The organism is Methylovulum miyakonense HT12, assembly GCF_000384075.1.
Classification (GTDB): domain Bacteria; phylum Pseudomonadota; class Gammaproteobacteria; order Methylococcales; family Methylomonadaceae; genus Methylovulum; species Methylovulum miyakonense.
This window is the reverse complement of the sequence record NZ_KB913025.1, coordinates 3,947,739-3,963,125: the sequence shown is the minus strand read 5'-3', so window position 1 is coordinate 3,963,125 and position 15,387 is coordinate 3,947,739. Positions and strand designations below refer to the sequence as shown.

Annotated in this window: 14 protein-coding genes; 2 read left to right on the top strand and 12 right to left on the bottom strand. The window is 50.6% G+C overall.

Annotated features, from left to right (window positions below):
• The first annotated feature begins 38 nt into the window (after nt 1–38).
• Together grpE and dnaK are read left to right on the top strand one after the other, a co-directional pair.
• Nucleotides 39–653 carry a nucleotide exchange factor GrpE gene (gene grpE, locus METMI_RS0119470; protein WP_019867982.1) on the top strand — a complete coding sequence of 205 codons (615 nt, stop codon included), beginning with the start codon at nt 39–41 and terminating at the stop codon, nt 651–653.
• Between the two features lie 81 nt (nt 654–734).
• Nucleotides 735–2,657 carry a molecular chaperone DnaK gene (dnaK, locus tag METMI_RS0119465; RefSeq protein WP_019867981.1) on the top strand — a complete coding sequence of 641 codons (1,923 nt, stop codon included), beginning with the start codon at nt 735–737 and terminating at the stop codon, nt 2,655–2,657.
• A 159-nt stretch (nt 2,658–2,816) separates the two neighbouring features.
• Here the strand turns inward: dnaK and trhP are convergent, their stop codons facing one another.
• The 12 genes from trhP to folC all read right to left on the bottom strand — a co-directional run bounded on the left by trhP (nt 2,817) and on the right by folC (nt 15,379).
• The gene (gene trhP / locus METMI_RS0119460) at nt 2,817–4,202 is read right to left on the bottom strand and encodes a prephenate-dependent tRNA uridine(34) hydroxylase TrhP (protein ID WP_019867980.1); all 1,386 of its coding nucleotides are present in this window, start codon (nt 4,200–4,202) and stop codon (nt 2,817–2,819) included.
• Between the two features lie 180 nt (nt 4,203–4,382).
• Entirely contained in the window at nt 4,383–4,589 is a 207-nt protein-coding gene (locus METMI_RS24670; RefSeq protein WP_019867979.1) for a succinate dehydrogenase assembly factor 2, read from the bottom strand.
• Nucleotides 4,589–5,368 carry a succinate dehydrogenase iron-sulfur subunit gene (locus tag METMI_RS0119450; protein WP_019867978.1) on the bottom strand — a complete coding sequence of 260 codons (780 nt, stop codon included), beginning with the start codon at nt 5,366–5,368 and terminating at the stop codon, nt 4,589–4,591. The genes METMI_RS24670 and METMI_RS0119450 overlap by 1 nt, the downstream gene beginning before the upstream one ends.
• Nucleotides 5,369–5,541: 173 nt before the next feature.
• On the bottom strand, nt 5,542–6,720 hold the full coding sequence (locus METMI_RS0119445; protein WP_332248678.1) for a glutaredoxin family protein: 1,179 nt from the start codon (nt 6,718–6,720) through the stop codon (nt 5,542–5,544).
• Nucleotides 6,721–6,918: 198 nt separating this feature from the next.
• Nucleotides 6,919–8,703 (bottom strand): succinate dehydrogenase flavoprotein subunit, encoded by a 1,785-nt coding sequence (gene sdhA / locus METMI_RS0119440; protein WP_019867976.1) that lies wholly within the window; start codon nt 8,701–8,703, stop codon nt 6,919–6,921.
• 3 nt (nt 8,704–8,706) lie between these two features.
• A complete protein-coding gene (gene sdhD, locus METMI_RS0119435) occupies nt 8,707–9,087 on the bottom strand; it encodes a succinate dehydrogenase, hydrophobic membrane anchor protein (RefSeq protein WP_019867975.1) in 381 nt (126 codons plus the stop codon).
• Between the two features lie 11 nt (nt 9,088–9,098).
• Nucleotides 9,099–9,476 carry a succinate dehydrogenase, cytochrome b556 subunit gene (sdhC, locus tag METMI_RS0119430; RefSeq protein WP_019867974.1) on the bottom strand — a complete coding sequence of 126 codons (378 nt, stop codon included), beginning with the start codon at nt 9,474–9,476 and terminating at the stop codon, nt 9,099–9,101.
• A 385-nt stretch (nt 9,477–9,861) separates the two neighbouring features.
• A complete protein-coding gene (locus METMI_RS0119425; RefSeq protein WP_019867973.1) occupies nt 9,862–11,022 on the bottom strand; it encodes a glycosyltransferase family 2 protein in 1,161 nt (386 codons plus the stop codon).
• A 176-nt stretch (nt 11,023–11,198) separates the two neighbouring features.
• Nucleotides 11,199–12,707, bottom strand: a complete 1,509-nt coding sequence (gene purF / locus METMI_RS0119420) for an amidophosphoribosyltransferase (RefSeq protein WP_019867972.1) — start codon at nt 12,705–12,707, stop codon at nt 11,199–11,201.
• 25 nt (nt 12,708–12,732) lie between these two features.
• Nucleotides 12,733–13,224, bottom strand: a complete 492-nt coding sequence (locus tag METMI_RS0119415) for a CvpA family protein (RefSeq protein ID WP_029151818.1) — start codon at nt 13,222–13,224, stop codon at nt 12,733–12,735.
• A gap of 29 nt (nt 13,225–13,253) precedes the next feature.
• The gene (locus METMI_RS25755) at nt 13,254–14,102 is read right to left on the bottom strand and encodes an SPOR domain-containing protein (RefSeq protein WP_019867970.1); all 849 of its coding nucleotides are present in this window, start codon (nt 14,100–14,102) and stop codon (nt 13,254–13,256) included.
• Nucleotides 14,099–15,379 (bottom strand): bifunctional tetrahydrofolate synthase/dihydrofolate synthase, encoded by a 1,281-nt coding sequence (gene folC, locus METMI_RS0119405; RefSeq protein WP_019867969.1) that lies wholly within the window; start codon nt 15,377–15,379, stop codon nt 14,099–14,101. The genes METMI_RS25755 and folC overlap by 4 nt, the downstream gene beginning before the upstream one ends.
• Nucleotides 15,380–15,387: the final 8 nt, after the last annotated feature.

Genomic DNA, 15,387 nt, shown 5'->3' with positions numbered 1-15,387 from the left:
GACACACCCCCACTAACATCCCGTAAAAGGTAAAAATAATGAGTAACGAGCAGGAAATTCCGGCATCGCAGGTAGATGCTGAAGTTGGAACTGAGGCGGAAACCGAGCAGGACGCGGTTGTCAGCGAAGAAACGGCTGAAACGGTTGCCGATACTGAAATCGGCGAGCATGAATACAGCATAGACGAATTGAAAAAGGAGCTGGGAGAGGCCAAACAGAAAGCCCAGGAAAACTGGGACAAGGCCTTGCGCATCCAGGCGGAAATGGAAAACCTCAAGCGCCGTACCCAAAAAGATTTGGAAGACGCGCATAAATTCGCGCTGACAGGTTTCGCCAAAGAATTGTTGCCGGTATTGGACAGCCTGGAATTGGGCTTGCAAGCCGCGACTGGCGATAATGACGAGGTCAAAAAATTCCGCGAAGGCAGCGAATTGACCATCAAACAATTTGAAGCGGCTTTTGCAAAATTTAACGTTGTGACCATCAACCCTGTTGGCGAGCCATTCAACGCCGAACACCACCAAGCGATGGTCATGCAAGTCGTCGAAGGCGCCGCACCCAACACCGTCGTGACCGTGTTCCAAAAAGGTTATTTACTCAATGGACGCTTGCTCCGTCCGGCAATGGTTGTCGTTGCCAAAGCAGCAGATTGACCGCAGGCTTGAAATTAACAAAAACAGCCTCATATCGCCCATAACAACAAACATTTACATTCAAGTCTGGAGAAAAATTCAATGGCTAAAATTATTGGTATAGATTTAGGGACCACCAACTCCTGTGTAGCGGTACTGGAAAACGGTATTGCTAAAGTTATCGAAAACAGCGAAGGCGCACGCACCACACCTTCCATCATCGCGTTCAGCAGTGATGACGAAGTGTTGGTCGGCCAATCGGCAAAACGCCAAGCCGTCACCAACCCTAAAAACACCTTGTTCGCGATCAAACGCTTGATCGGCCGCCGTTTTAAAGATGATGTCGTGCAAAAAGACATCAAAATGGTGCCTTACAACATCGTTGAAGCCGAAAATGGCGACGCCTGGGTTGAAGTCCACGGCAAAAAAATGGCGGCACCGGAAATTTCCGCCCGCGTGTTGATGAAAATGAAAAAAGATGCCGAAGCGTATCTGGGCGAAACCGTCACTGAGGCGGTCATTACCGTGCCTGCGTACTTTAACGACTCACAACGCCAAGCGACCAAAGACGCCGGCCGAATCGCGGGTTTGGACGTTAAGCGCATCATCAACGAACCAACTGCGGCGGCATTGGCGTTCGGTATGGACAAACCTAAAGGCGACACCAAAATTGCCGTGTATGACTTGGGTGGCGGTACCTTCGATATTTCCATCATCGAAATCGCGGAAATCGACGGCGAACACCAATTTGAAGTGTTGGCAACCAACGGCGACACCTTCCTGGGCGGTGAAGATTTTGACTCACGCGTCATCGAATATTTGGCGGAAGAGTTCAAAAAAGACACGGGCGTTGATGTGCATAACGACCCGTTGGCTCTGCAACGTCTGAAAGAAGCGGCGGAAAAAGCCAAAATCGAATTGTCATCCAGCCAACAAACCGATGTGAATTTGCCGTACATCACTGCCGATGCGACCGGCCCGAAACATTTGAACGTCAAACTGACCCGCGCCAAATTGGAGTCTTTGGTTGAAGAATTGATCAACCGCACCAAAGGCCCATGCGAAATGGCCCTGAAAGATGCGGGTTTGTCAGCCAAAGAAATCAATGACGTGATCTTGGTTGGCGGTCAAACCCGTATGCCGAAAGTCCAAGAAATGGTCAAAACCATTTTTGGCCAAGAGCCACGTAAAGATGTCAATCCCGACGAGGCCGTGGCTTTGGGTGCGGCCATCCAAGCGGGTGTCTTGGGCGGAGAGGTCAAGGACGTGTTGTTGTTGGACGTTATCCCATTGTCGCTAGGTATCGAAACCCTAGGCGGCGTGATGACCAAGCTGATCGAGAAAAACACCACCATTCCAACGAATGCGTCACAAGTGTTTTCAACAGCCGATGACAACCAAACTGCCGTGACCGTGCATGTGTTGCAAGGCGAGCGTGAAAAAGCGTCTGCGAACAAATCTTTGGGACGTTTTGACTTGTCGGACATCCCGCCTGCGCCACGCGGCATACCACAAGTTGAAGTGTCTTTTGACATTGATGCCAACGGTATCCTGAACGTGTCGGCAAAAGACAAGGCGACGGGCAAAAAGCAATCCATTGTCATTAAAGCCTCCAGCGGTTTGTCGGATGACGAAGTCGAACGCATGATCAAAGATGCCGAAGCCCATGCCGATGAAGACCGTAAACTGACTGAATTGGTCCACGCGCGTAACCACGCCGACACCATGATCCATGCGACTGAAAAATCGCTGAAAGAATTGGGTGACCAAGTCAGCAGCCAAGAAAAAACTGAAATCGAACATGCGGTCGAAGCCTTGAAGGCGGCATTGAAAGGCGATGACAAAGACGACATCGATGCCAAAACCAATGCCTTGACTGAAATTTCAGGCAAACTGGCGGAACGTGTTTACGCCCAAAAAGGTGCGTCTGAAGGTGGTGAAGCCCACACTAGCGGCGCTTCACATGCGGCGGATGATGGCGTTGTTGATGCCGAGTTTGAAGAAGTTAACGACGATAAGAAATAAAATGTTTGGCCTGGGTTAATGTAAAACGTTAATCCGGGCCATTTTGTTTCATAAGCCGGAATGCCCCGCTCAAGAGAAGGGGGTTCCGGCTTTTTAGTATCTGGCGCAATCAGAAAATTGCCGTGCTTGGGCGGCCCTAGGTTTCCCTTACTTGTCCGGTCAACTAACGGCAAATTCCCCTGATGAAGTAGGTAAGCCGGACTCCGTGAAATAACGCGCCAACAGGCCATAGCCGCCCCGCATTTCCGGCAAGGGTATTTTTACTTCATAGCCACCGCCGGACGCTTCTTCCATCGCTTGCCCGTACATGCCTTCCATGCGTTCGACGGTAATGTCCCGGTTGCCTTCCGGCAGGATCAATTCCAGCGTATCGCCCACCGAAAACTTATTTTTGACATCAATGGTCGCCAGTCCGGTGGCGGGATCGTAACACCTAATTTCACCGCAAAATTGCTGCTGATGGCTTTTGGAATAGCCGGAAATGTAATTTTGTTGCTCATGCGTATGGTGGCGCTGATAAAAGCCGTCGGTGTAGCCCCGGTTGGCGAGGTTTTCCAACACACCGATCAGTTCAGGCTGGAACGGGCGGCCTGCCAGCGCATCGTCAATGGCCTGACGGTAGCTTTGCGCGGTGCGGGCGACGTAATAATGCGATTTGGTACGGCCTTCGATTTTCAGGCTGTCGACGCCGATTTCGACCAAGCGGTGGATATGCTCGATAGCCCGCAAGTCTTTGGAATTCATGATGTAAGTGCCGTTTTCATCTTCCATGATCGGCAGCAATTCGCCTTTGCGGCCTTCCTCTTCCAGAAAATAAATGTTGTCCGCCAAGGGATGGCGTTCCGCGCCACCACAGCTGGCGGTGCTGATGTCGGACAGGGACAAGGAACCGCCCGCCAATACCGTGTCACCCTCGGCATTTTCGTGCGCGGGCAGGGTATCATATTTCCAGCGGCAGGAATTGGTGCAGGTGCCTTGGTTAGGGTCGCGGTGGTTGAAATAACCGGACAGCAAGCAACGGCCCGAATAGGCGATGCACAAGGCGCCATGGACAAACACTTCCAATTCCATATCCGGGCATTGCTGGCGGATTTCGGCAATTTCATCCAACGACAATTCCCGCGACAAGATGATGCGTGCCACGCCCAATTTTTGCCAGAATTTGACCGCCGCATAATTGACCGTGTTGGCCTGCACCGACAAATGGATAGGCATTTCCGGCCAAGCCTCCCGGGCCATCATGATCAGTCCAGGGTCGGCCATAATCAGTGCATCCGGCTGCATGGCGATGATCGGGGCCAGATCCTTAATAAACGTTTTGACTTTGGCGTTATGCGGGATCACATTCGTCGCCAGAAAAAACTTTTTGCCTTGTTGGTGGGCTTCGTCTATGCCTGTCGCCAGATTGCCGGCCAGGAAATCGTTATTGCGCACCCTCAGGCTATAGCGCGGTAGCCCTGCATACACGGCATCGGCACCGTAGGCAAACGCATAGCGCATGTTTTTGATGGTTCCGGCCGGGGAGAGGAGTTCTATTTTTTTCATGTGTGCAGATAAAAATTCAGTGTTGTAAAGGATAGTTAGGGCACATGGGGGCAACCGTCCAGCAATTCAAGGATATGCCAGTTCCGGTGCTGGAAATGGCCGCAATTTCAGAAATAATGCCGCAACGGCTGGCTCAACCAGCCTCTTCGGCTGGGCAAGGGCATGCCGGTGATTTGCCTGTCAGCGGTTTTCCGGCCGGGTTGCCTGCAAGCGGTTGGCCGTAAAAATTGCCAACAGCACTTCATCGTCAAGTTCCAACAGCTCAGCAAAGCGTGCCCTTTCCTCGGCACACGCTTGCAAATAAACCGTGTCGAGATAATGGTTTAGCAACAAATCCAACTCCAAACTGCCACGGCGGCATTGCCATTTTAATTTTGCCAATTCCATTATTGGCGTTGGAGCATCAGTTTTTTGGTTTCGGCGATGGCTTTGGCGGGGTTCAGGCCTTTGGGGCAGGTGTCGGTGCAGTTCATGATGGTGTGGCAGCGGTAGAGTTTGAACGGGTCTTCCAGTTCGTCCAGACGTGCGCCGGCGTTTTCATCGCGGCTGTCCGCCAACCAGCGGTAAGCTTGCAGCAACACCGCAGGGCCGAGGTAACGGTCGCTGTTCCACCAATAGCTGGGGCAACTGGTTGAGCAGCAGGCACAGAGCACGCATTCGTACAAGCCATCCAACTTGGCACGGTCTTCCTTGCTTTGCAGGCGTTCGCTGTCGGCAGGGGCTGGGGTTTGGGTCGCTATCCACGGTTTGATGGACGCATATTGCGCGTAAAAATGCGTCATGTCCGGCACCAAATCTTTGACCACTGACATGTGCGGCAAGGGATAAATTTTGATGGTGCCCGGGTAAGCATCAATGGCTTTGGTGCAGGCCAGCGTGTTTTTGCCATTGACGTTCATTGCGCACGAGCCGCACACGCCTTCGCGGCAGGAGCGTCGGAAGGTGAGGGTGCTGTCGATGTCGTTTTTGATTTTTAAAATCGCATCCAACACCATCGGCCCGCAATCGTCCATATCCAGTTCATAAACATCGACACGGGGATTTTCACCGGAATCAGGATCCCAGCGGTAGACTTCAAAGCGGCGGATATTTTTGGCGTGGGCAGGGGCTTTGAAGGTTTTTCCTTCGGTGATTACGGAATTTTTGGGTAGGGTGAATTCAGCCATGTAAGCAATCTCGGGTTGATAAAGTTAAACGCGTGTTTCCAGTTTTAGGCGTGGAAAAGTCAATGATCTTGCGTAAAAAATGTGTTGCCGTCTAAGGTTCAATAATAGGGGGCGGTTCTGGTGTCTTCCAGGCCCTGTCCACAGGCTTTCCTGCTGGCTTTGGGGGCAAAGTGCTATTGGGCGGACAGCAAATACAAACCCAATCCCACCATGACCAAACCGCTGACCAGTTTCAATGCCCGCCCTTCCTTTTCCTGCAATCTGCGTTGGCTGAGGGTGATCACGCCAATGCCCAGCACGATGAAGTCATCCAGCATATAGGCCAGGTTGTAAAGTAACAGGTAGCCGTAATAGCCCATGCCTTCGGTTTGCCGTAAGGTCAAGATGCGGGTGTAAAGCGCCGGAAAACCGGACGTACATAGGAATTCAACGATTTGCACTAAAATTGCCAACGTGACTGCGCCCAGCACCGCACCAAGAAGGTTTTCCGCTTGCAGGATGCCCCGGATCTTAGCGTAGATGCCCGGTTTTGCAGACTTGGGGATGGAGAGCGAAACACCCCGGCCATAAGCCCAAACATCCTTAAGGTTAATTGTGCCCGCCAGTATCGCCATGGCGGCGATGGCAATTTCTGAGGCACGCGACAACCCTATCAGCAAAAACAGGTTCAACCACGCCGCCATGAACACAAAATAGGCGATGCCTTCAACAGCGACAAAAGCCCCCGCCACTGCAAACATGCGCTTTCTGTCACGCATAGGGGCTAGCAGCGAAATCATTAGGATCAGCACCCACATCGAACAAGGGTTAAAACCGTCCAACAATCCCATCGCAATCGTAAACAGCGGCAAACCCACTTGCGCCAAAGAAATCTGCGTGCCTAGCAAGGTCAGGTCAAAATCCTCGGCTGCTTTAGGGATGGTGTCGTTGGGGGTGCAAGAAAGCGCCTCTTCAGCCTCGCAACTGCCCGTATCATTGCCTGGCAGCGGCTTCTCCACTGGCCGTTGCGCCAATTCGGCACGCAACAGTTTGCCCGTGCCGGCTTCATCGGAATACCCGAATATCAAATGCCCGTTGAGGTAAAAGGCCGGAACCCTGACCATGGCGAGGTTTTGTGCATCGGCGATGCTTTTCAAGCGTTCCAAGGCCTTAGGTTCTTTTTGGATATCATGGATCAGTATTTGCAATTGAGGCTGCTCTTTGCGCAAGACTTCCAAGAATTGCTCGGCGTCAGCACAATGCGGGCAGCCTTCGCGGACAAACACTTCAATATCGCTGGCTTGCCGGGAAGCTGGCGGCGGGCTTATGCTTTCGGCAGCGGCCGATGCCGTAAAAGCCAATAACAATGCCAATATCAGGAACCCTGTGGCAGGTAACCTAGGTAGGATAAAGGCGGCCGGATAGAACCTGGGAAAGGCTGATAATATTTGCTGGTGACTTGCTATGGTTGTCATATTGGCAACAATCCTCCACTGGTCAAAATGGGGCAATAAAACGCTTCACGGCAGCAGGCGGGCCTGATGAGGCCGGGCTAACATCCGTTTTAGGAATCAATAAACCCGTTCTTTGGGCGGGATCGCCTCCACATCATCCGACAAGGTGTACAAATGCACAGGACGGTAATCAATCCCGACCTGGCCGTCGGTCAGCCAAGTCAGCGTATGCTTCATCCAGTTGGCATCGTCACGGTTGGGGTAATCTTCCCGCGCATGGCCACCACGGCTTTCCTTACGGTTGCCGGCCGCGTTGATGGCGACATTGGCTTGGGCGAGCAGATTATCCAGTTCTAAGGTTTCCACCAAGTCCGTGTTCCAGATCAATGACTTGTCTTTCACGGTGACATCGGCAAACGATGCGCTGATTTTTGCCATTGCCGCTATGCCTTCATCCAACGTGGTTTGGGTCCTAAACACGGCGGCTTTGGTTTGCATGGTGCGTTGCATGTCCAGACGGATTTCGGCGGTGCTGCGGCTGCCGTTGGCATTGCGGATTTTGTCAAACCGCGCCAAGGCCGCCCCGCAAGCATCTTTATTGAGCGGTTTATGGGCGGTGCCAGGTTTGATGAGTTCGGCGCAACGGATGGCCGCGGAACGGCCGAACACGATCAGATCCAGCAAGGAGTTCGAACCCAAACGGTTCGCGCCATGCACTGACACGCAGGCCGCTTCGCCGATGGCCATCAGGCCAGGGACGACTTTGTCAGGATTGCCGTTTTCCAAGGTCACCACTTCGGCTTTGTAATTGGTGGGGATGCCGCCCATGTTGTAATGCACGGTCGGCAAAACCGGGATCGGCTCTTTCGTAACGTCAACCCCGGCGAAAATTTTCGAAGTTTCGGCTATGCCCGGCAGACGCTCGTGGATAATCGCCGGGTCAAGATGCTCAATATGCAGATAAATATGGTCTTTAAGCTTACCCACGCCACGGCCTTCGTTGATTTCGATGGTCATGGCGCGGCTGACCACGTCGCGGGAAGCCAAATCTTTCGCCGATGGCGCGTAGCGTTCCATAAACCGCTCGCCTTCGGAATTGGTCAAATAACCGCCTTCGCCCCTGACCCCTTCGGTGATCAGGCAACCCGCGCCGTAAATGCCGGTCGGGTGGAATTGGATGAACTCCATGTCCTGCAACGGCAAACCCGCGCGCAGAACCATCGCATTGCCATCGCCAGTGACGGTATGCGCGGACGTGCAGGAAAAATAACTGCGGCCATAACCGCCCGTCGCCAACACCGTTTGGTGGCCTTTGAACAAATGCAAGGAGCCGTCATCCAGGCACCACGCCAACACGCCCCGGCATTCGCCATCCTGCATGATCAAATCCAGCGCGATGTATTCCACGAAGAATTCGGCGTTATGCTTCAAGGCTTGCTGGTACAAGGTGTGCAAAATCGCGTGGCCGGTTTTGTCAGCCGCCGCACATGTGCGTTGCGCAAGGCCTTTGCCGTAATGCGTGGTCATGCCGCCAAAGGCGCGTTGGTAAATCTTGCCGTCAGCGGTGCGCGAGAACGGCACGCCGTAATGTTCCAGTTCAATGACCGCCGGGATCGCCTCGCGGCACATGTATTCAATCGCATCCTGGTCGCCCAGCCAGTCCGAGCCTTTGACCGTGTCGTACATGTGGAAACGCCAGTCATCTTCGCCCATATTGCCCAAGGCCGCGCTGATACCGCCTTGCGCCGCCACCGTATGGCTGCGGGTAGGGAAAACTTTGGTCAGGCAAGCGGTTTTGAGCCCCTTTTCAGCCATGCCAAACGTCGCCCGCAACCCCGCGCCACCTGCGCCCACGACGATGACATCGTAAGCGTGTTCGATAATTTTGTAACTTGTAGACATGCCTTATCCCACTAAAATGATACGCAAAACCGCCAGCAACGCCGCCAGTGCCAGAAATAGGAACGCCAGGTTCACCGCCCACACGGCGGCGATTTTCGCGCCTTCGTTGGCGACATAATCCTCAATCACCACTTGCAAGCCTAGGGCGGCATGATAAAACACCGCCAATAGCCACGCCACGATGCACACGGTATTAAACGGTGTGGCCAGCCACGCCACCGTGTCTCGGTAAGGCTCGTTGAAGCACAAATTCAGCAAGGTCAACAGCGGGAAGGATAACGGGACTAAAGCCACGGCGGTGACGCGTTGCATCCACCAATGTGAAGTTCCGGTTTTTGCCGAACCTAATCCCAGCGCTTTGGCTAAAGGGGGTCTAAAATCCATGAAGTTGCCTCTCAAATAAAGATTAACGCGAATAATGTTAACGCAAAAGCCGCGCCAAGCTCGATTTTAGCGTAATAGTCTAACGTTTCCTTAGCAAAAGTCTCGCCAGTGTCCCAAACCAAATGCCGCACACCATGGCACAAATGGAAAAAAAGTGCGTAAACAAACCCCCAATACATCAGCGTGACCAACCCGTTATCGAGTATCCCTTGCATTTCGCCATAGGTATTAATGCCACCAGAGACCGCAGATAAAATATAAACAATAAACAGCAGACCCACCGACAACATGACGCCCGTGATACGGTGGGAAATCGAGATAAGGCCTGTTAACGGCAATTTGTAGATTTGCAAATGAGGGGAAGTGGGGCGGTTTGTGTTGGAAGCCATAAGTTTACCCTGTGGTTTAGTTAGCAAGGGCTACAGCTAATTCATTAAACTGTAGTTTTGTAGGGGGTATTGTGCGGAAGGCTGGGAGAAAAAGCCAGAGATAAGGTGTGCATATTGGGCAAATATCGCCCGGGTGTCTTATAGACTGATAATTTGAGGGTGTGTAAGATTTTTGTGTAACCGGTCATTGGGCAGCAATTGGTTTCACCCGCCGCCCTGCGTGCATACATCATAGGCCGCGCAATGCACGATAGCAGTCACTGTACGCTACGGATAGCCCACCGTTGGCAGTGACCCCCAACACTGCTGTTGACTTAGCGACTGGTACCGGATTTTTCCCGTGCGGCAAGGAGGGTAAAAACACGTTACTGCGTAACGTCAGTTGCTAAGGGGGGGTAGTGCTTTGCTCCTTTTCTAGAGCCAATGCATATTGTTTTAGCTTATTTTTGTAATATTGCATCTGAGGCCTAAAGCTACCTGCAATCTTCATCAGTTCGTAAGCTTTTTTCAGATCATCCTTTTCTAATTCAAGGGCTATTCCTTTCAATGTCAGAATTTCCGATCTACTCAATTCCCGTGTTTGGTTAAGATCTAATAAAATCTGCTTATTAAGCGTTAATCCCCGGACTACTTTTTTTGCTATTTTATTAATATTGTGATTTTCTTGGATATAATTTAAAACAATTTTGGATCTTTTTAAGACAAATGTTTTTGCTTCTTGGATATCCTCAAAAATATCATTCATTTTTAAGAAGTCTTGGTAGCGATCATCATATTTGTTTATGAGATCACCATCAATCGCCATAACCTCACTATCTACAGAGCCGATATATCCCGGCCTATTGGGTTTTAGGCCAAATGTACCGGCAAAACTGGGGTCGCCTCGACCCAGTAATGATATGTACTCCATCTCACTTCTTTGAAACCTATGTAATATAAACGCATTTTTATCACCATTTGGACTAATCGCTTTACGATTTTTATCTATAACTCCACAGAGGTGTGTGCTTAATATCTTGATTTCGATACCCGTTTTTACAATGAATTTAGGTATTTTTGCTTGAAGATATAATATTTCTTTCTTAAAAGGCCGTTCAAACTCTTCAATTTCTTCAAGCCTACCTTTCCACCTAAATAAAGCCCTATCGGGATCGCCCATATCAACCAATACATTCTTTATGCTTTTAGAAAAGCAAAGAGGAGTCCAAAACTCGTCCACGTCCAAAAACATTACATGAGTAAAGCCATCGTCTTTTGCATTAACGTAGGCTTCAGCAAAAGCTCTGGATTGTAATCTGTTATATTCAAGGAATTTATCATTCAATATAACATCGTATTCATCATTCTCTGGTTCAATTAAATACTCTGCATTCTTAAATTTAACCGGAAAATTCTTTTGTATTTTTTCTAAAACTTTGTATGTATTATCAGAAGTAAAGTTTACGTATACTTCAATTTCATCAAAACCAAAAAAAAAGTGGTGAAAGATCCATTCTGGCAAATATGCCGCCTCGTCTTTAGCAATTGCGACAAGTTTTATTTTCATATTGTTCATAATGCTTATTTAAATAAATTTAAAGAGTAGGAGTTTACATTCTAACAATGTTGTTAAATCAGTGCACTATTGAAATCCTTATGTTCAGATTTCTTGCCCCGGTCTAGCAGAGTGTCAAATACGGGCAAGATCGGAATAGGATTGCCCGCTTCGGAGAACTTATCATGTCAATCACAATTTTGCATTTCGACAATAAAATTCTCAGAATTTCTCTGGCCTTGCGCACTGTCGTTGCGTAGGGCTTCTATACGTTCGAGGTAGTCATCATCAATGTCGCCAGTGATGTATTCGTGGCTGAAACAGGAGGTGTCGAAATGGGTGATGTTCGGGTTGCCTTTGCCGACGGCGGCGATCAAGTCTTCCAATCCTTGGTAAATCAAACGGTCTGCGCCGATGGCCGCGCACACTTCTTCTTCACTACGGTTGTGGGCGATCAGTTCGTGGGCGGCGGGCATGTCGATGCCGTAGACGTTGGGGTAACGGACAGGAGGGGCGGCGGAGGCGAAATAAACTTTTTTAGCGCCTGCATCCCGGGCCATTTGGATGATTTGTTCCGAGGTTGTGCCCCTGACCACGGAATCATCGACCAACAGCACATTTTTGCCTTCAAATTCCAGGCCGATGGCGTTGAGTTTTTGGCGGACAGATTTCTCGCGCATCTTTTGTCCGGGCATGATGAAGGTACGGCCTATGTAACGGTTCTTGATAAAGCCTTCGCGGAACTTTACGCCTAGGATGTAAGCCATTTGCAAGGCGGCGGTGCGACTAGTGTCGGGTATCGGGATGACAACATCAATGTCATTATCGGCCCATTCTTTTTGGATTTTTTCAGCCAGTTTTGTGCCCATCCGCAAGCGGGCTTTATAGACCGAAATATTGTCAATGATAGAATCGGGGCGGGCGAAATAAACGTATTCGAAAATACAAGGGCAATGGTCGGTTTTTTCGGCGCATTGTTGGGTATGCAAGGTACCTGATTCTTCGATAAAAACGGCTTCACCCGCCGCAATGTCGCGGATAAGTTCAAAACCTAGCACGTCCAGGGCGACGCTTTCGGAAGCGATCATAAATTCCGGGCCGTCTTTGCTTTGCCGTTGCCCGAAAACGACTGGCCGGATGCCGTTGGGGTCGCGGAAACCTAAGATACCAAAACCGGCTATCATAATGACGACGGCATACGCGCCACGGCAACGCCTATGCACGCCGGCGACGGCCTGGAAGACATCGGCGACGCTTAAATGCAGTTTGCCCAGGCTTTGCAATTCGTGTGCGAAGACGTTGAGCAAGACTTCAGAGTCGGAGTCGGTGTTGATATGGCGTTGGTCTTGGACAAACAACGCTTCCTTCAATTCTTCGGTGTTGGTCAAGTTGCCGTTATGCGCCAAGGTCAAACCAAATGGCGAATTGACGTAAAACGGTTGGGCTTCGGCAGATCCGGTACAGCCCGCCGTGGGATAACGGACATGGGCAATGCCCATATTGCCCCGCAGCTTCATCATCTGGGCATTGGTGAAGACATCACGGGTCAAGCCAGTGTCTTTACGTAAATGCAAACGCCCGTTTTTGCAAGTGACTATCCCCGCCGCATCTTGCCCGCGATGTTGCAGGACGGTCAGCGCGTCATAGAGTTCTTGGTTGACTTCGTGATGCGAAACAATAGCAGCAATACCACACATTTTTTACGACCTGAATTTAAAAGTGTTAGCGATAACGGATATTTTCCAACAAATCCGATGGAAAATGAGCTTGTAGCCAGAGGGCGATGGTTTGAAAAGGTGGCAGCAAGTTGGCTTTGTGCCACCATGGCGAATGGGGTAGGACGGACAAGCCTGCCATGATAACGATAGCCGTCACCCAAATGCAGCCGAGCATCATGCCCAATACCATTCCACCCGAACGGTCAACTAGCGTTAATGGCGTGCTTTTTAGAAGGTTGCCTAATAACATACGAATTATCCTACCCAACAAAACCGTCAGCAAATATAAAGCGATAAATGCAACCGTCATCCTGGCGTGAGGGTCTTGAGTAGGGATAGGCAAAAAATACGCTAACTCCCGGCTGAACCCCAAGCCAACGAATAAGGCGACAAATTCACATAGCAAGGAAAAGGCTTGATGGCTATAGCCCCTAACCGTACCAATGATCGAGGAAATAACCACCATTCCGGCAATAGCATAATCTATCCAGATCATGGGTTGGACTTATCGTTAGGGGATCGGATTTATTCAGAGACCAGAATACTACTGATATTCTGTTGATCGAGTTTGTTTTTCATAGCCGCCGCCCGTTTTTTATCCAGCTCAGGCCCGACCCGAAGCCGGTATAAAACGCCTTTGCTGGTTTGGACGGTTTCCAATAGGACGGGCATGCCTTGTTTACGGATAGCGTCGGACAACGATAAGGCGTTTTCTTTTTTACTGAAACTGCCAGCCTGGAGATACCAACGCGACAAGCCTGCAACAGGTTTAGCGGGTTTTGCCACAGGTTTGGTAACTTTGCCGGGTGTTGATGTCGGGGCCGCTTTGCTAATAGGGCTCGGTTTGACAATAGCAGGGTCGGCTTTTTTGTAATTTCGGGCTACTTCAGGCTTTGTCCCTGCCTTTGGGGTTGGCGCCTTCATGATCGGTTGTTTTGCCCCACCGACTTCGCCAGTGTCTAAACTTGGGGTTTGCGGCAGGGCTTGGACAGAATTGTCTGGTTCTTCTTGCCCACCCATTGGGTCGGCCGGCGCGGCTTCTTCGCCGGCCACTTCATTGTCCATGGGGTCACCTGTCAGCTCCTCTTCTTCCATGGGGGGAGGCGTCATATTTTCACTTTCGGCAAGATTATCATCAGGCTTTTCAGGCGTTTCTGCCGTTTCATCGGGCAATGGCGCAATGCTGTCAGCATTCCGTGGCAGTTTACTGAGCGAATCGTCTACGGTGATGGCGGGTTCGTCAGGGATGACCAGTTCGCTGACCACTTGACCACTGTTGTCAACAGGATCCTCAAAGAGCATGGGGATAAAAATAGCGGCCAAAGCAGTAACGACAATGGCGCCAATAATCCGTTGTGTTAATTCTTGATTCATGTTGTCAACTCGCTTTTCTCAAATTCATTCAAACAATCAGACACCAAAAAGAAGGAGCCAAAAACTAGTAACACATCGCCAGGTTGCGCTTGGTTTTTTGCCGCGTTAAAGGCATCCGTAAAACCCGTGAAGCCAAAGCATACCTTGCTGACTGGACTTTGTAAAAAAATCTCACGCATCGCGGATTCGGATATGGCCCTAGGGTTGGTCAATGGCGCGAAATACCAGCTATCGACGGCGGCGTCCATGATGTTTAGCACCCCGCTGATATCTTTGTCCTTCATCATGGAAAATACCGCATGGACGCGCCGTCCAGGAAAATAATCCGAGAGGTAAGCCACTAACGTTTTGACTGCATCCGGATTATGCCCCACGTCCAGGATGACAGGAATATCCCCGGGAAACAATTGGAAACGCCCTGCCAAGCTGACGGTTTCCAGGCCGTGCCGTATCGACATTTCGCTGACCGGCAAACGCTTGGATAACAGCTCCACGGCTAAAATGGCGGATGACGCGTTGCGGTACTGGTGTTCGCCTTTTAAGGCAGGTTCCGGTAAGTCATGGAGACACCGTTCACCTGCCTGCCAATCCCAAGTGGCGCCTTTTCTGGCATAACGGAATTCATGATTGATGCGGTAGAGTAGGGCGTCCTTTTCCGAGGCGGTTGCCAAGACAGAATCCGGCGGATTGTTGTCGCCCACTATCGCCGGAGTCGCGGCACGAAAAATCCCGGCTTTCTCGCGCCCTATGGCTTCGCGTGTGTCGCCCAGCCAATAGACATGGTCAATACCAATGCTGGTGACCAAAGCAATATCAGGATCGACGATGTTCACGGCGTCCAGCCGGCCCCCCAAACCCACTTCCAACAGCTGGATATCCAAACCGGCACGCCAGAATATGTCAAGGGCGGCAAGCGTGCCAAATTCGAAATAACTCAAGGAATGGTCGTTGCGGACAGCTTCTATGCGCACAAAAGCTTCACAAATCAGTTCATCGGATACGGGCTCGCCGGCTATTTTAATCCGTTCGTTATATTTGATCAGGTGTGGCGAGGTATAGGTGCCGACCCGATAGCCTTGTGCTTTATAAATGGCTTCAAGATAGGCGACACAGGAACCCTTGCCATTAGTCCCCGCGACTGTGATTGTCAAAGGCTTATGATGGTTAGGGTTTAACGCATCGTAAACGGCTGCGACCCGTTCCAGGCCTAAATCTATTGCTACCGGATGCAAGCTTTCTTGCCAGCTCAACCAGCCGGGTAGTGAATCAAAATACATTATCGAAA